Source organism: Verrucomicrobiia bacterium, from assembly GCA_035946615.1.
Taxonomy (GTDB): domain Bacteria; phylum Verrucomicrobiota; class Verrucomicrobiia; order Limisphaerales; family UBA8199; genus DASYZB01.
On the sequence record DASYZB010000027.1, the window covers coordinates 54,882 to 71,087 of the forward strand.

Below are 16,206 nucleotides of genomic sequence, written 5' to 3' on the forward strand. Positions count from 1 at the left end.
TAAAAGTGCGAAGGGGGTTGGAGGTTTTTTGCAGAAAAAGGAGTCTTATGCGAAAGACCAATTTGTATCGAATCATGGCAGCCAGCGGCTTGGCGGCTGCCGTTTTGGCCACTGAGACCGGCTGCCGTCAACTTCCGGGCACGTCGGGAGAGCAAGGGGCGGCCATCGGGGGTGTGGGGGGAGCGGCGACGGGCGCCCTGGTTGGCGGCGAACATCATCGGTTATTGGGCGCATTGCTGGGCGGCGCCGTGGGCGCGGGCGGTGGCTATCTGATTGGCGCAAATAAAGACCAGATCATGGGCCACGATACGAGCGCGGCGCAACAGGCCGTTGCCAACGCACAAACCCACCCGGCTACTCCCCAAATGGCCTTGAACGCCCCGACCGCCGACCTCAATGGAGACGGCTTTGTCACAATGGATGAAGTTGTGGCCATGAAGCGCGCTGGTTTGTCAGATCAGCAAATGCTCCAACGGTTGCAGGCTACGGGACAAGTGTTTGAATTGACACCCGAGCAGCAGGACTATTTGCGCAACAACGGCGTTGATCAATATGTGATCGATCAAATGCCGCAGATTAACCGGAATGTGCGCGATCAATTGATGGCCCAACCGCCGGGGGCGCCGACGCCCAACAGCTATTTGAACCAACCGGTGCCGCCACCTCCCGGACCAGCCCCATCCGCCCCCGCTGTTCCGCCGCCCACTGCTCCCCCGCCGCATTATTAAGAGCAGGTCAGCTTTGAGCTATGCGCCGCAAGTAATCGAAGCTGTAGATGCCGGTGTTATGACCATCGGCCCAGGCAGGTTGGAGGGCATAGGCGCCAATTCGGATTAGCGCGCGCAACTCGAACGACGAGGGCCTCAGGGGTTGCTCCGGGCCTTTGTAGAGATTGCCCATGACATCGCGTTCGCCCTTGCACCCGGCGCAAGGGCAGGCGCGGCGGAGTTTTCCCAGTGGGATATACGTCTCCGTGCCGTCCTCCCATTTGATGGCGAGTTCGTTGCCGACGGATTGAATGTCGAGTGGCAGCATGACTCCCGGTTCAGAGCAATTCGAGCAGACGATGCAACTCCTCGTCCGTGTTGTAAAAATGCGGCGAGAGCCGAATGTACTTTGTGCCCGTCCTATCCACGCGCAACGAAGTGACGATATTGGCTTGAAGGAGCTTTTGATGAAGCGGGGCCAGGTCTTTCCCGGGCTGATGGAACGAGGTGATGCCGCCGGTATTCTCGGGCGGAACGTCCGCGTGCAAAACGGTGTATCCTTTGGCCTGAAGCGCGGGGGCGAGCCAGGCCCTTTTGCGAAGCAATTCTTTGGCAATATTTTCTATACCCAGTTCGAGCAGCAACTCCATTGCAGCTTTCAGCCCCACCAAACCCAGGAGATTCTGCGTGCCTGCTTCGTACTTGGCCGCGCCACTGCGAAGAACGATTTTTTCCTGAGCAACGAAATCCGGGCACTGGACGTTATGCCAGCCATAGACCGGCGGGTTAAGCCGGTCCTGGATGGAATGGCGCACGTACATAACACCGGCCCCGCAGGGGCCAAGCAGCCATTTGTGCGCGTCGGCGGCCAAAAGGTCCACCTGTTCGGTTGGCATAGGGAAAGCCCCTAGCGTCTGAATCGCATCGAGGCAGAAAAGAATTCGCCGCTCGCGCAGGAGCCGGCCAATGGTTTGAAAATCGAGCCGGTAACCGCTGACAAAATGGCAGGAGGCCAGAGCGACCAGCCTTGTGTTTTCATCGACCTGGCCCAGCACGTCTTTGGGGCGGATGGCGCCCAGGCCACGGGTATTCATCAGGCGCACCTCCACTCCTTGTTCAGCCAGGGCCATCCAAGGATAAACATTGGAAGGATAATCTTCGAAATAAATCAGGATGTTGTCGCCCCGCCGCAATTTGAGTCCGCTGGCGAAAAAGCTCAACGCCAGCGAGGTGGGGCCCACTAAGGCGACTTCCTCGGGTTGGCAGTGCAGCAACTGGGCCGCCAGACTGCGGGCTTGGGTCAGGATGGCCGGATAAACGAATGCCTCCTGATCTCCTGTAGCGCCTTGCCGGGCAAAAGAAGCGACTGCTTCGCACACCCTCCGCGATAAAGGGCAAACGGCCGCGTGCGCCAGGAAGACCTTGTGCTGCGTGACCGGAAATTCACGCCGGCGCAATTCTTCCTTGGAGAGCAGGTCGGTTAATGTCATCGCAAAAAAATACGCAAGACCCTGGCGTGCTGTCCAGAGCCGTCCACATCCGCCGAAATCCCCTTAAAGAATTCTAGCGATTTTCAAAATCCACCGGCTGCTGCGACCTGGTGAAAATAATCGACGTAAAATCTAATCACCCAAAACGCGATAAGGGCCATCACACACAAATAAATGGCCCGTGGGACCCATTGCGTCACTGTATGGAGCTTGCGCGACCCTTCATCCTGATAATAGCCGTGCAGCCGCCGGAGGGTTTCGTCCAGCTTTCCACTGATCTCGCCAGTGGCGTATTGGTTGACGAACAAGTCTGGAAAACTCGCTGAGGCCCGCACGGCTTCTGCCGGGGTCTGCCCCGCGTCCACGAGCGGGCGCCAGGAAAGGACCAGGCGGCGCAGGGCGGGCGAGCCACTAGCAGCCCCAGCCAGCTCCCATGCCTCGATGATAGTCACCCCGGCGCTTAGGAGCGCTTCCAGAGCGGCCGAGAGGCGGGCGAGAGCCAAATAGCGCCGTGCAGTTCCTAAAAGGGGCAGAGGATTAAGCAGACGCTCTATCCAGCCGCGCCAGCCCTCGCCATGGCGGCTTTGGACCGTATAAATCATCAGGCCAACGGCGGCGTAAATTGGAAGCAGCACGCCTACGGTTTGAGATAAGAAGCTGAACCAAGTGCCCGCCCGGAACCAGCGCACGAAGGCAAAGATAAAAATCGCAAAGTGAAACAGAAAGACCGGGTAGGCCAAATCGGCCAGCATCTGGCGGGCGACTCGGGCCCGATCCTGGTAATAATCGGCCAGCAGGCGGAAACTGGCATCGAGCCTTCCGCTCTGCTCGCCTGCGCTGAGCAAAGCGATATCGAAGGAGGGCAGCCAGGCAGGAAGGGCCTCAAGAGAGTCCGTGAACGAGTTCCCGTCCGCGATGTGTTTAAGCAGTTCGCCAACCGGCCTGCGGTATGCCGGCCCGGGAGGATTCTGGCTTAGCTGTCGCAGGGCCGCCGGCAGCCCAATCCCGGCGCCAGTGAGCTGATAAAGCTGGTGATAAAACTCCGCTCTCTGCCTGAGTTGGCCGGGTGTAAAAATGAGCGGCATCGCATGTCCGGCAGACCCGGGCCATAGCATTCCGCGCCGCAGCCCTTTAGGCCGCTACACGGTCGAAACTGGCTTTGAGGTCCTTTTTAGTGCGCAAACCGACCATTTGGTTTGCGACCTGGCCCTGTTGGAACAGAAGCAAGGTCGGGATCGAGTGGATGCCATACTCGGCAGCCAGCCCTTGGTGTTCGTCAATATTGACTTTAGCGATTCGGACCCGGCCATCATATTCCTGGGCCAGTTCATCCAAAATTGGCGCCAGCATCTTGCAAGGGCCGCACCACTCCGCCCAAAAATCCACTAGAACCGGTTTTTCCGATTCCAGCACTTCTTTGGAAAAGTTGTCCTGCGTTAGTGAAACAATTCTGGGATCAGCCATATGAAATAATCAGCGGTTCAGCGTTCGACATGTTAGGGCCAATTGGCAATCGGCGACTTTGTCACAGGCCCTTGGTTCAGAAGGTTCCCTCACGCCCTCAATTCGGAAGCATAAAGATGCAATAGGCGGTCGAAAGAGCCGCTGCCAGCCCAATGAACGCCGCAGCCACGGCCAGAATTTTATCCACCGGGCTGATGGCCGGCATGACGGACATCATGGGCGCTGGACGTGGGGCCGGAGGCGCTGCTGGCCTGGGGACGCCGGCTGCGGTGGGTGCGGCGCTGGCCCTTGGTGCGGCCGCTGGGGCCGCTCCGCGTGCCGGAGCCGCAGCGGCAGCCGGGGCTGCAGCGGCGGCTGCGGGTCCGCCCGGAGGCAGTGTGGGCAACTTGATCGTCGGAGCGGCCGAGGGTTTAGGCGGCAAATTGATCCGGACAGTCTCCTTCTTAGGTTGGACCTTTCCGGTTTCTTTTTTCGGCGGAACAGCGCCAGCCGGGATATTAGGAATGTTCTCAGCCATAACAATATTACTGCCTTTCAAGCTAAAAGCCCGCGAGGCAGGTGTCAAACTCTTATTCGCATTCGTCTCCTCCTGCTTCTTTCTGCAGCTTCCCCAATGATCTCGAACTTGCGATTCACCGCCTCATACTTTTCTTCGTTCGCTTTGAATTCTTCCAAAGAAACTCCGTCGGTGAAAACGCCGCACAGACCTGGCCGCTTCAAGGATATCCTCCAGGTAGGCCTCATCCCTCCGCATAAATGGGCGTCGCCGTTGTCAGAATTGAATGTTTGCGGTACCGGTTGCGGCTCCTCTCGATGCCGCGCCGGCTCACTGGGTCCACCGGGCGGCCAAACATGTCCGCCAGCTTCGCCTGCATATCCGCCCAATCAAGCAGCGTCGGATGGGCGTCAGCCCGAAGCGTGCTGAGTCAGCCATTCATTGCACTCGCCAGCATTATTCTCCATAAGTAGCTAATAGCTATACGAACCGTTTTAGTTTGAAGTTTCACCATGCGCCATATTTTCAATTGCGCAGTTCGCCGCAAGAGGTTGAACCGATGGACCTTAGTGGCAGCAGTTTTGGCTTTATCGGGGAATGCGGGAACCCTAATTGCCGTCGGGGAGGATAACGGTCCGCCGGTTTGGGCATATCCGGTCGATGCTGGGGGCCTGAAGGCGCCCCGCGATAACGGGGCTTTGCGACGTGTTCCCGATAGCAAGCTGGGCTTCAGCCTTAGCCAGGTATCTGACGGCTTCTTTTCTCCCGACTGGCACCCCCAGGACCATCCGCCCATGCCTGAAATTGTCGCGCGCGGCAAAAAGCCGGACGTGCTCGCCTGCGGCTATTGTCACCGTGCCGAGGGAACCGGAGGTCCGGAAAACACGAGTCTGGCCGCGCTCCCGGCGATCTACATTGTGCAACAGATGGCGGACTTCAAGAGCGGAGCGCGAAGGACCTCGGTGCCCCAAAGAGGTCCGCCCAAAGCAATGATTGCGCTGGCCAAAGCCGCCTCCACGGAAGACTCCGAAGCAGCGGCAGCTTATTTTTCCACTCTGAAATTGAAATCGATTATTCAGGTCATTGAAACCAATACCGTGCCCAAGACCCACGCGCATGGCTGGCATTTAGTGGATTTGAAAAACGGCGAAACGGAGCCGATTGGCCAAAGGATTATCGAGGTGCCGGAGAACTTGGAACAGTTTATCAGCCGGGATTCACGCTCGCGTTTCATAGCGTACGTCCCCATCGGCAGCATTGAGAAAGGCAAAGCGCTGGCCACGACGGGAGGGCAGGGCCGGACAGTGCAGTGCGCCATCTGTCATGGCCCCGGCCTCAAAGGACTGGGGCCCATTCCAGGCATTGCCGGTCGTTCGCCCAGTTACCTCGTGCGCCAGCTCTATGATTTCAAACACGGTGCGCGAGCCGGAATCGGAAGCGCCTTGATGAAACCCACCGTCGAGAAGCTTGCGATCGAGGACATGACTGCCCTTGCAGCTTACGCAGCATCGCAACCGCCATGAAACCAAGACACGAATTTGACGAATTTACACGAACCCCGAAAACTTTTTAACCGCAGCGAGCGCCGGAGCAAGCGTCCCTCGGGGTGTAGAGGGCGGTGTGTCCACTGGCGCCGAGGAAAAATGCGCGCCCGTCGGGCAATAGAAACGCGGCCCCGGTTTCGCCGTTGGTAAACACCTTGACGGGAAGGTCCGCATCCCTAATCCAGTCCTAGGCTCTTAGCGTGCTGTTCCTTTCGCCAGTCGCTTTCGGAGGCGCAACGTGCGTTCGAGGATGGGGAGAACAGCCTTGTCTTTGTCTCTTGCTGCGGCCCGTTTGCTGGCGATTACTCGGGCCAGGGGAAGAATGTGTAGCGAGACACCTTCCAATTTGCCTAACCGGCAGTGCCGCCATTCCTTCTCAAATGATCGCAGACCGTCGGGTTGGAAGATGGCATTGACTTGGGTCTCGTCGCTCAATTGGTACAGGGTTCGGGCGCGGATCGTCCCGCCAAGACGCTGAACGATAGTCAGCAGGCGAACATACTGACGCTCAGGAAGGTGGACCCAAAAGTCGTAATCCAGCGTCATCAGGGGCGCCCCCTGCTCGATAGCTGCCATCGCTCCAATGAGGATGAACTTTATTTTTTCCTGGTGGAGCCCTTTAAGGAATAGGCCGAGCGGGCTGTCTTGATGCTGAAGTGGCATCGTTCTTGTGGGGACATGGCGAAGCAAAGGGCGTGCTGCCACCGCTCATGCTCATCCATCCCGCGAGTCTTTTTAAGGCGACGGAAAATGCGCGCCGCGAGATCCTGCGTGTTTTTGCTCTTCTGCTTTACCAGCACAGAGCCAACCTGCCTCCAAAGGCAGGGGACGGCAAGCCCGAAGACGCTCCCAAAAGCCCGCTCAAGAGGTTCAATTGTGCGACGCCCGGTAAAACCCGGCCGGCGCGTTCGGGGGAAGAGTATTGGTAAACGATGTCAACGGTGTGGTTGCGTGGTTGGTGAAGAGCGTCGTCCAACCTGCCGGATTACCGAGGTTTTGAGCAAATTGAATGGTATAGGCATATCCTGGCTCAGTCGGCAAATCGAAGCGGAGTTGTCCACCCGGAAGCAAGCTTGCATTCATCAATCTCAGGGAAGCATTTCTCAGGCCGGAGGCGAGTGTCTGCGCCGCCAAGTCAAGATTTGTATTGACAAGACTTTCTGGAAAACTGCCGGCCAGGGTGCCCGCGTCTGCCGTCAACAGATTGTTCTGAATATTCGTAATAGTTTGCGAGTCCGCCCCAAGCCCCGTCAGCGCGTCCAGCAGGCCAGCAGGCAATCCGTTGGTGGAAATCTGCGTTTGCAAAGCGATGGCGTCATTGGTGGTGACCATCGCGCCCTGAAACCCATCGGATTCAAACTGAGCCACCACATTGGACCTGAGCGCCGGTTCCTGGTCAAAGAGCGCCGCCAGTTGGGCCTCGAACTGCGCCGCGGCGTTCATCTGAGCCGTGTCCCAGAAGGAATTGCCCGCAAAGGCCGCCCCTTGAGCCCGATTGAGGGAACTGGTGAGGGCCGCGTCATACCCGGCGGTCAGCGAAAGATTGGTGAGCCACGCGTTGTAATCATCCGCTTCAAGCTGGGTGATACCGTTGCCTGCGGCAAGGGGGGTGACTGGCAGCGGCGCCGCCTGTGAAATCACGGTATAATTCGTATCGAGGGGGTCCAGGAAGTCCTGGTCCAGATCATTCGCCAAGGCAAGGATGACTACCGAAGCCTGCAGGAACTCCAGGCGCTCCGCAGGCGCCTCATTGTTGGCCTGGGCGGCCAGCAGGTTGGAAAGTGTCCTCGAAGCTGACAACTGCGCATAAAGATCGGATTTTTGAGCCGCGCTGAGCCGCGCCGGCGTGTTAGCCGGCGTCAGTGACAATGAATACGACCAGGTTCCTTCCCCATCCCCGGAACCATTCCCCTGGGCCATGAGGGCGTGCAGTGCGTACAGGTTTGACGAAATGGTGCCGTTTGCCAGCATCGTCCCGTTGGAATTGTCAATGCCGTCGAAGGTGACGTGGCCGAGTATATCCTGGGTGGTTGTAACGGTAGATTCGAACTGATAATGGAACGAGTTCGTGATTTTGAAGAGGATATAAACAGATGTTGTGCCGACGGCACTGGTGCTTGGTTCACCCAGATAGTTGCCGGCCACCACGCGAAGCCTGCCCGCGCCATTGAACTCCGTCCCGAAGAGGTAATTAATCCATTGCGCGGCGGATGCCGCGCTCCCGTCGAGTTGACTGTAGCAGGACCCTGAAGCGCTGAAGTCATCCAGATCGGAGTTGGTTTGATAGTCACCATCCCCCTCGACCGCAATCACAGTAAAAGAACTGGCGCTGCCAAGAACGTCGGGTACCGGAACGGGTTGCGCCCACATGTGGAAGGGCACGAAGCCCCCAATGAGGATTTGGATGAGGTGGTTGATTTTCATATTTTCTCAAACTTTCGCGCTCAAAACGACTGAAGCGAAGCATCCCCGGGCGTCATTCGTTGGGTGTAGGTTGCTTAATTCCATTCGCGTTGTGTCTAGCTTGACCAGATTAATGGCCGACCGTGGCTGTGGCGCCCAGGGTGGTAATGGTCATCGGTTTGGAGATGGTCAGTGTTTCGGAACTCGATCCAGAAGTCTTGATAAAGAGAGTCCCTTTCGTGGCGACAGCGTTGGTGGCCTCCGTGATGGTTTTGAACGGCGCATCATAACTGCCGTTCCTAGTGGAACCGGTGTAGTTGAAGTCAACAAACACCGGTCCGGCATACCCCTCGAGCGCTCGAATCATCGCCGCTCCGTTCGGTGTGCCCCAGCCGGTGCATAGGTCGTAACCCACGGCCGCGTTGAATTGGCTGGGACTTCCCGGCCAAAAATTGTTTCCAACCGTGATGTCGTGGAAACAGTTGTTATATTGGCTCCCCTCGCCGATCGCATAGCAAGCAGGGGCGACAAACCCGACCGCAGGTTTTCCGTCCGCGGCGGCCTGCTGATTGACCAGGGCGGTAAAGCCGGCCCAAAGCGGCGCGGCGATGCTAGTGCCCTCAAAATTTCCTGATAGACCATTAAAATAATTGACCCAGACATTAACGGCTACCAGGGCGACGTCGGGAATGTTACGCTGGGACGTCGATCCGCCGACCGCCGGCAGATTGACACCTTGCTGCCAGCCGGGAACCGAGTAACTGCTGCTGACCCCGCCACCGCTTCCCCAATAGCCACCACCGGGCACACCTCCGTTTTGGCCCCATCCAGGGTTTTGAAACCCCGAATTCCACACGGTCTCCGAAACGTAATTGCTTGCGGTCGCGTCCATAATTAACTGGGTCCCTCCCACGCTGGTAACGTAGCGAGAGTCGCTGGGCGCCGTGATAGGCACCGTATAAGCGTCGCCGTCGCCGGAGGCTTGAAAAAAGGATTGTCCTTGAGCGGCCATCGTCTGGAGGAGGTTGTCACCGCTTGAGTCGAACCCATACCCGACAAAGGAACTGCTGAATTGCTTGATCCCGGCGTATGTGGCCATGCTGCCCAGAATTTCGTCATAGGAATTGCCCTCAAAGACGTACAAACCCGCGAGGCCTGGCGCCATGGAAATTACCATTTCAATGTCCAGCGATACTTCGGCTACGGCGTTGGTGTTGTTATCCGGATAACCGGAAGAGCCGGACAACGAAATCACGGTAATGGGCACATTCGGCAAGCCGGCCCGAGTCTCGTAAGCTCTAATGTCACTGGCGTAAAAACCGTCCATCTCCACCAGGCCCACATACTGGCCGGAACCGTTTAACTTTACTCCCGGCACATATGCGTTCCTGAAATCCTTGCCCTGGTAAGTCCCGAAAGGCCCCGTTCCCGCTGCGCCGCCCGATGGCGGGTTGTTTGGCCGCCGGCGAAGGGCCGTTGTCTGGGCGTAATTGTTCAGTCCGCTGATGCTCAGGATGGGGACATTCGTTGGCACGGACGGTTCGATATCCGGCGCAAAGAACTCCCGCGGCTCGGTCGGATGCTGGTAGGCGCGCAAGTAGATGTGGAATGTCTTCTCAATATCCGACACCGCGGCTGACACATCCACGAGTTGACGGTGGGTAAACGTACTCGTCACCACGAACCCGTTGGTTTGGGCAAAGTGGAGGACGGCCTGGTAATCGGCTTCGGTCGGCCCAAACTGCTGAGTGAACTGCTCCGGCGTCAGGTAACGATGGAAATTGGCGCTGCTCGGATCGTAAAGCTGCTGGAGCAGGTTGGTGAGGGCGCTCTGGTTGCGCAGGGGCAATCCGATGGCCAGGTTCAAGCGCTGGGCAGCCGGCAGCCGGCCCACCGGTTGGAGGTTGAGGCGTTTGATGACTTCCGGCACGTGCCCCCGCAGCGTCGCCGTTTCTGCAGCCGGAGCGGCGCGGGAGCATGAGAAAAGTTCCAGAACGCAGACGACGAGACCTAGCGATTTGCTATCCATAGCCGGGAGCTAATGTCCGATGGTGGAAGGGCCAAACACCGAGATGATAGTCATGGGTTTTGAAATCGTCATAGTTTCGGTCGAATCGCTGGGTTGGGTGCCGGCGTTGATGGCGATGGTCCCGCCGCTCAATACGGCGTTGGTCCCCTCCGCCAGCTTGGAATAGGGGAATGAATAAGTGCCATTTGGGCTCGGGAAGGAGACGTTGAAGTCCACCCAGACCGGTCCGTAAAACGTGACGGGATCCGAGGAAATGCCGTTGGCAATCACCACGAGCGAGTAAGTTGCCGGAACGTCATAAACGCTCGCCGGGAGGGTGACTTCGGTCGTCATGAGCCTGCCGCCGGTCATGACACTAGTGCTGCTCCAGTTAAATGTACGAGCGTAGGTGACGTTCCCCAGACTATCCTTCAAGGCCACGATTGGGTAGTTGCTGGCTTCCTGCGCGTCATCGCCAAAGGTCGAGCCTTCAGAAATGCCATTGAACAATTTGCCGGTCAGGCGCAGCGAACCGTCCTTGTTCCAACCAATGCTATCGATCGTCGGCTTCCCGGAGGCCACCGGGGTCTTGTCAGGCTGGTAAACATAGAGCTGGCCTGACGAAGCCCCCAGGCTCATGAGGACGGTTCCGTCCGGAAGATCCAGCATGGAAAGGTTATAAGAAGCAGAAGCGAAAGAGGCGCCGACCGCGGAATTGGTCGGACTCCTCGTTGGCAGAAAAGCTCCATTGGCGCCAACGGAGTAATCGTATTCGTAGAACCACAGCAAACCAAAGCTCCCACCGTTTGGCGCATTCGTGCCCGCCACGCACAGAATCTTGCCGTTGTTCATCATGGCCGCCGGAGCGTCGTCAGCATAACGTCCGTCGAGAATGTCCGGGCCGGCGGCCCAAGAGCCTATATTCGTCGTGCCACTGGGGGTGTACAGGCCAGTGTGTCCGCTGGCGCCGAGGAAAAAGGCGCGTTTATCCGGCAGCAAAAACGCCGCTCCGGTTTCACCGTTGGTGTACAAAGCCACCGGAACGTTTGCGTCCGGGACCCACGTGTTTAGCGAGGGAATGTAGCGCTCGGAGCTTGCGGCGCCTCGGTCCACCCCGAGGATGCTATCATCGGGAAGCTTCACCCAAGTCGCTTCTCCCTGGCTTTGCTGATTGGTTGGTCCAACGCTCCAAATGTCTGACACGGGGCTGTAGATCATGGTGGTGTTTGGACTATTGGTCCCGCGACCGACCGGATGCACCAACACAGTGCCATCCGGAAGGACCACGGATTCTGAGTCCTTAAAAACCGCGCTTACGGTCTCCGTATTTGTGGTCCAAAGGTTGTTCGACGGATTATAAACCTCCGAGAGGGTCTGTTGCGCCCCATTAGTGGGATACTCCCCGCCGGCAATGAAAACCCTCCCGTCCTGCAGGACATCGGACGCGTAGAATTTACGACCGTAGGACGACGAAAGGATATCATTCGTCCAGATTCCGTTCGTATAGCCGCCGGTGCCGTCGGGCATCAGTCGAAACCACCTGGAGCTGTTGCCGTCTTGAACCATGACCGTTGCGTCGGAGAGCAGCAGCATGTGACCGGCCGCGCCCCCGCCCGGAGGTGTGGTAGCCACCTTTATCCAGGAGCCCACGGCTCCAGCGCGCCACGACAACAGCAGCCACGCTGCGGTGAAGGCCAGCACGAGCCGCCGTCGCCTAGTGGAAAGAATGCGATTTTGATTGCGAGTGCTCATTGCTTTTTTCTCAGACCAGGTTTCCTTGCATCCAGCCAGCTTTTGGTTTCTGACATAACCGTTTTGATTATTGTCCAATGGTAGCGGGACCGCCTACCGAGATGAGAGTCATGGGTTTCGAGATCGTCATGGTTTCAGGCGAGACGCTGGGCTGAACGTTGGCCTTAAAGGCAATGGTCCCGCCTGTGGCAACGAGACTTACACCTGCAGCCAGGGTTTGAAGAGGGAACTGGTAGGTGCCATTCTGAATGCCCATATTGTTGAAATCAACCCAGACCGGTCCGTAGAAAGTGACTGGGTCCGACGCAATGCCGTTGGCGACCACCACCAGAGAATTGCTACCACCGGCCACGGGCACGGTAAACTCGGTGGTCACCAGGTTTCTGCCGGTGTGGACGCTGGTGCTGTTCCAGTTGTAGGTGCGCCCGTAATAGACGTGCCCACGGTAATCAGTCAGGCGCACCAGCGGGTAGTTGCCGTTCATCTGGGCATCGTCGCCAAAGGCGGCCCCTTCGGAGATGCCGTTGAGCCCAGTGCCGACGAGGTGATAGGAACCGTCTGAGTTCAGGGTGATGCTGGAAATGGCCGGCTTGCCGGCAGCCAGGGGGCCAGTGTCCGGGTGATAAACGTAGAGCTGACTCCCGAAGCCGGAATAGCCGATATTCCCTTGCTCGAAGTGACAGTAAAGCACGTTTCCGGACGGAAGAACGAGCATCGCGCACTGATACGATGAAATATTGTCTGTCAGGCCGCCGGTCGGGCTGCCGGTCTGGGCGAATGCTCCATTGGTGCCAGCGGTGTAATCAAACTCGAAGAAACTTGTCGGACTTGGGAAATTGGCACTGCTACCACTTGGAGAAGGGGGCGCAGCCACAGCGACGAGAATCTTGCCGTTCACCATCATGGCTCCCGGGGCGTCGGCGGCCACTAACCCTCCGGGTATGTCAGGCCCTTGCGTCCACTTGCCCGGGTTGTTGTTGCCCGAAGGGGTGTAATAGGCAGTATGCCCGGAGCCGCCGAGGAAAAAGGCCCGCCCGTCGGGCAACAGAAAGGCCGGTCCGATTTCCCCGACGAGACCCGCGGCTGAAAGATCGACCCACAAATTCACCGGCAGATTCGCGTCCGGCACCCACTGGCCGAGGGAAGGGATGTAGCGTTCTGAGTTTGTGCCAGGCTCTCCATTGTAGCCATCTAACGGGTCAACCGTCAAAATGCTGTCATCGGGCAGTTTGACCCAACTTGTCTCGACCTGCCGGTTCACACTTTGAGGCCCCTGGGACCAAGTATTCGCGGAAGGGTTGTAGATCAAAGTTCCATTGTTGATCGCCGGATTGATCGGGGCCTCTAGAACGTCGCCATTAGGCAACACCTTCGATTGCGCGTCCACAAAGCCATTGCCCTTGCTTGGGTTCAGCAGAGAAGTTGGCGGATTGATGTACGTCCAGGAACCAGCGCCACCATTGGCCAGGGGATCGAATATTTCGGCCGTTGCTCCACCACTGCCATATTCACCCCCCGCCACGAAAACCCGGCCGTCGGTCAGAACTTCGCTCGAATAAAAAAGGCGGCTGTCGTTCATCGAAGCCAGTGTGGTCCAGTTGCCATTGGCGTAGTTGCCAAAGCCGTCGGGTGTCAGCCGATACCAGCTACTACCAATGCAGTTGAAGACGCAGGACGTATTATTTGCAGCCATCACCGTGCCGTCAGAAAGTTGGAGCATCAGAGCCACCGAATCGGGCGCGGTATTCACCAGCGCCGACCAGCTCCCCACGGCTAGTGCATGCGATGAAACCAGCAGGCCGCCGAGGGCCAACCTTGGCCCGAGCCACTTGACCGCCACGCAGAGGTTTGAGCTCTTTGGTTTTATGGTCCTCACCACACCTTTCGGAATGAGACCTGTTTCCCAATGTTTGTGGCTTGCTTGGCGCTCCCGTGGTCACTGCAGAGTCACCAACACAAGCACCATACCTTTGCCTTCACTCAACCCCGTCATGGCTTTGCCCAAAATCGCGCCCTGGGCCTGGGCGTAGTCGGTAACTTTCATGGCGCGGCCCGGCAGGCTTGATGTCGTCAGCAAATCGCCGGGCTTAATGGGACCGTTTGAGGTGTCGGCCTGCGCGTAAACACGCCCGGTGAGCGCCACGTTTTTGCCGCCTTCCAGCAGTCCTTGCTGTTGCATCTGTATGCCGGGGTTGATCCCGTTGGCGCCGCTCACCACGCCCGCGACGCGCAGGTCATAAGCCCGCTCGCTCAACTTCAGCCGGCCCGGGTTCTCCTCGTCAATAACCACAACCGCGCCTGGAAGAATCTCCCTGGCCGCTGCGGTCATTGGGAACGGCTCGGCCAGGTCGGCGCCGCCGTGGATGGTGATCGAGCTGCAGGCGATGTGCATCCAGGCGCCAGCGGCGTAGTTCCAAAATCCGATGCTGGTGATGAGGCTATTCATGCTGCCAATCTGCACGTCATTGCCCCCGCCATTGCCGCCGATGTAGGCATCGATCGGACCGTTCCCATTGTTCGCGTTGGCCCCATCGATCAACACGAACCGGCCGTTGACTTCAAGCCGCTCGGATGGGCTGGTGGTGTTAATGCCGACATAACCGTTGTTGGCAATCGACATCCGGTTGGCAGAAGAGGTGTAAAAGTCCAAGCCATATTGGTTGCCGCCCGCCGTCCGTTGGGAAGCGATGCCTTCACCGCTCGAAAGGGCGCCGCCGAACTTGAGGCCATAATCAAGGGTGCCATTATTATTCCCAAACCCGTCAATATGCAGTCCGTTGGTGCCGTTGTAGAAATATACCCCGCCGGTGGCGAGCACGTTGAAACCATCGTCCACGTTCTCCCCATTGAACACTTGAGTTCCGTCGCCCCAGATGAAGGTTCCATCATGAATCGTTTGGGCCGATTGCCCGGCGGCAAAGCTGCCGACGCCGCCGGCGACGTTGGCGATGCCGCCGGGAACTGTAGAATCCACCCCACTGGCGGCATTGAAAATCCCGCCACCCACGGTCGCGAAATCGGTGGTGGCCTTGTTGCCCGCGCCGCCCGCGACGGTCGAGCCACCGTAGAGAAAACCGCTGCTGGAGCTGTTTGCGAAGTTCAGTTGGCCACCGCCAATCGTTCCATAATAAGCGAGATTGGTATTTTTCAAACCGCCGCCAATCACAGCCGCAGCCCCGCTGGCGTTATTCCCCGCGCCGTCGGCGAGATTTCCGTCAAAACCGCCGCCGCCGATGAATGAGCCGGGGCCGTTGGCGGCGTTTTGATAGCCGCCACCGATGGTCGAGTTGGTGCCGTTGGCGGTGTTCTGATAGCCCCCGACCACTGCGGCGTAGGGGCTGTAGGCAGCGTTTTGATAGCCGCCACCGACCATAGTGTAATCAACATAGGCCATGTTTTCATAGCCCCCGGCCACCGTTGCCTCGTAACCAGAGCTCAGGTTACCAACGCCGCCGCCGACGGCAGAGCCGGGGCTATTGGCGCTGTTCGCCTGCTGATGCACACCATCATAACCACCGCCCCCGACAAAAGCACCCACCCCCCACGCCGCGTTGCCAAAGCCGCCACCCACCGTCGAGTCCATCCCAATGGCTGCGTTATAGACACCGCCGCCGACCACGGCGCCCCCTCCTGAGGCCTTATTCCCGAAGGGATTTTGCCCGTCGTAACCGCCGCCACCGATGAATGAGCCTGGTCCGCTGGCCACGTTTAGATAACCTCCACCGACTGTCGAATTGGTGCCGCCCGCGGTGTTGGCGTACCCGCCTCCCACGGTGCCAAAATCTGCGCCGACTGTGTTCACATAGACGTTCCCGTTGGTGTCGTTCCCGCCGCCGCCGGCGATCGTTGCGCCCACCACACCCGGAGCCGTCAGGTTCACCGAGGAGCCGCCTATCACATTCGGCGCATTGCTGAACACTCCTGCCGCATCGGTCAGCACACGGTAACGCATGGCTCGAAGATTGTTGACTCGGATATCAAAATACTGGTTGTCGGTCGTGCCTATGAAATTGGTGCCGGTAGGCACTCCAGCGTTGCCTCCCAACCGCCAGAAACTCCCTGCGGTTAATCCCCCAAGGGTGGCTGCGTTAACATTGGTCAGTCCAGAGCCATTGCCCGCGAAAACGTTGCCTGGATTGATCAGGCTGAGGGAGCCACCGTAGGCGCCGCTCAGGCTTCCGGCCGGGAGCGTCCCGCTCAGACCTCCCGCGTTGGCGGTTTCCGCGTACACCGCGTACGGCGTCGGCGTCAGTTCCTGGCGCGGACTTAGCCCGGTAAAAGCTCCGCCGCCATTGGTGCGCACGTCCACCTGCATCCAGTAAGCGGTGCCGTCGAACACACC

14 protein-coding genes are annotated in these 16,206 nt (G+C 58.4%); 2 read left to right on the forward strand and 12 right to left on the reverse strand.

Translation table 11 applies throughout. The features are described 5' to 3' along the window. Positions 1–47: 47 nt before the first annotated feature. On the forward strand, positions 48–728 hold the full coding sequence (locus VG146_04380; GenBank protein HEV2391583.1) for a glycine zipper domain-containing protein: 681 nt from the start codon (positions 48–50) through the stop codon (positions 726–728). A gap of 7 nt (positions 729–735) precedes the next feature. On the opposite strand, the gene VG146_04385 is transcribed toward VG146_04380, so the two are convergent. The 6 genes from VG146_04385 to VG146_04410 all read right to left on the reverse strand — a co-directional run bounded on the left by VG146_04385 (position 736) and on the right by VG146_04410 (position 4,536). Beyond that, complete coding sequence (locus VG146_04385) at positions 736–1,035, reverse strand: DUF971 domain-containing protein (GenBank protein ID HEV2391584.1); 300 nt, start codon at positions 1,033–1,035, stop codon at positions 736–738. A 10-nt stretch (positions 1,036–1,045) separates the two neighbouring features. Then, positions 1,046–2,197 (reverse strand): aminotransferase class V-fold PLP-dependent enzyme, encoded by a 1,152-nt coding sequence (locus tag VG146_04390; protein ID HEV2391585.1) that lies wholly within the window; start codon positions 2,195–2,197, stop codon positions 1,046–1,048. An 83-nt stretch (positions 2,198–2,280) separates the two neighbouring features. Continuing rightward, positions 2,281–3,282, reverse strand: a complete 1,002-nt coding sequence (locus VG146_04395) for a type II secretion system F family protein (protein HEV2391586.1) — start codon at positions 3,280–3,282, stop codon at positions 2,281–2,283. A gap of 46 nt (positions 3,283–3,328) precedes the next feature. Beyond that, positions 3,329–3,661, reverse strand: a complete 333-nt coding sequence (gene trxA, locus VG146_04400) for a thioredoxin (GenBank protein HEV2391587.1) — start codon at positions 3,659–3,661, stop codon at positions 3,329–3,331. 97 nt (positions 3,662–3,758) lie between these two features. Further along, positions 3,759–4,178 (reverse strand): hypothetical protein, encoded by a 420-nt coding sequence (locus tag VG146_04405; protein HEV2391588.1) that lies wholly within the window; start codon positions 4,176–4,178, stop codon positions 3,759–3,761. A 223-nt stretch (positions 4,179–4,401) separates the two neighbouring features. Next, on the reverse strand, positions 4,402–4,536 hold the full coding sequence (locus tag VG146_04410; GenBank protein HEV2391589.1) for a hypothetical protein: 135 nt from the start codon (positions 4,534–4,536) through the stop codon (positions 4,402–4,404). 133 nt (positions 4,537–4,669) lie between these two features. On the opposite strand from VG146_04410, the gene VG146_04415 reads away from it, so the two are divergent. Continuing rightward, positions 4,670–5,680, forward strand: a complete 1,011-nt coding sequence (locus VG146_04415; GenBank protein HEV2391590.1) for a cytochrome C-binding protein — start codon at positions 4,670–4,672, stop codon at positions 5,678–5,680. A gap of 216 nt (positions 5,681–5,896) precedes the next feature. Here VG146_04415 and VG146_04420 read toward each other — a convergent pair whose 3' ends face one another. The 6 genes from VG146_04420 to VG146_04445 all read right to left on the reverse strand — a co-directional run. Continuing rightward, complete coding sequence (locus VG146_04420; GenBank protein ID HEV2391591.1) at positions 5,897–6,364, reverse strand: hypothetical protein; 468 nt, start codon at positions 6,362–6,364, stop codon at positions 5,897–5,899. 207 nt (positions 6,365–6,571) lie between these two features. Further along, positions 6,572–8,125 carry a hypothetical protein gene (locus VG146_04425; protein ID HEV2391592.1) on the reverse strand — a complete coding sequence of 518 codons (1,554 nt, stop codon included), beginning with the start codon at positions 8,123–8,125 and terminating at the stop codon, positions 6,572–6,574. A 109-nt stretch (positions 8,126–8,234) separates the two neighbouring features. Beyond that, positions 8,235–10,133: a S53 family peptidase gene (locus VG146_04430; GenBank protein HEV2391593.1), complete on the reverse strand. Its 1,899-nt coding sequence runs from the start codon at positions 10,131–10,133 to the stop codon at positions 8,235–8,237. Between the two features lie 9 nt (positions 10,134–10,142). Then, positions 10,143–11,864, reverse strand: coding sequence for a hypothetical protein (locus VG146_04435; GenBank protein HEV2391594.1), 1,722 nt, complete (start codon positions 11,862–11,864; stop codon positions 10,143–10,145). Positions 11,865–11,931: 67 nt separating this feature from the next. Next, a complete protein-coding gene (locus VG146_04440; protein ID HEV2391595.1) occupies positions 11,932–13,704 on the reverse strand; it encodes a hypothetical protein in 1,773 nt (590 codons plus the stop codon). A 96-nt stretch (positions 13,705–13,800) separates the two neighbouring features. Beyond that, positions 13,801–16,206, reverse strand: a 2,406-nt coding sequence (locus VG146_04445) for a hypothetical protein (protein HEV2391596.1), incomplete at its 5' end; no start/stop codon positions are given.

Excerpts from the sequence above, each read along its gene's own strand:
- VG146_04425 (HEV2391592.1), bottom strand. The coding sequence starts at position 8,125 with ATGAAAATCAACCACCTCATCCAAATCCTCATTGGGGGCTTCGTGCCC.
- VG146_04415 (HEV2391590.1), top strand. The coding sequence starts at position 4,670 with ATGCGCCATATTTTCAATTGCGCAGTTCGCCGCAAGAGGTTGAACCGA.
- VG146_04380 (HEV2391583.1), top strand. The coding sequence starts at position 48 with ATGCGAAAGACCAATTTGTATCGAATCATGGCAGCCAGCGGCTTGGCG.
- VG146_04395 (HEV2391586.1), bottom strand. The coding sequence starts at position 3,282 with ATGCCGCTCATTTTTACACCCGGCCAACTCAGGCAGAGAGCGGAGTTT.
- VG146_04390 (HEV2391585.1), bottom strand. The coding sequence starts at position 2,197 with ATGACATTAACCGACCTGCTCTCCAAGGAAGAATTGCGCCGGCGTGAA.
- VG146_04405 (HEV2391588.1), bottom strand. The coding sequence starts at position 4,178 with ATGGCTGAGAACATTCCTAATATCCCGGCTGGCGCTGTTCCGCCGAAA.
- VG146_04430 (HEV2391593.1), bottom strand. The coding sequence starts at position 10,133 with ATGGATAGCAAATCGCTAGGTCTCGTCGTCTGCGTTCTGGAACTTTTC.
- VG146_04420 (HEV2391591.1), bottom strand. The coding sequence starts at position 6,364 with ATGCCACTTCAGCATCAAGACAGCCCGCTCGGCCTATTCCTTAAAGGG.
- VG146_04385 (HEV2391584.1), bottom strand. The coding sequence starts at position 1,035 with ATGCTGCCACTCGACATTCAATCCGTCGGCAACGAACTCGCCATCAAA.
- VG146_04410 (HEV2391589.1), bottom strand. The coding sequence starts at position 4,536 with ATGCAGGCGAAGCTGGCGGACATGTTTGGCCGCCCGGTGGACCCAGTG.
- trxA (HEV2391587.1), bottom strand. The coding sequence starts at position 3,661 with ATGGCTGATCCCAGAATTGTTTCACTAACGCAGGACAACTTTTCCAAA.
- VG146_04435 (HEV2391594.1), bottom strand. The coding sequence starts at position 11,864 with ATGAGCACTCGCAATCAAAATCGCATTCTTTCCACTAGGCGACGGCGG.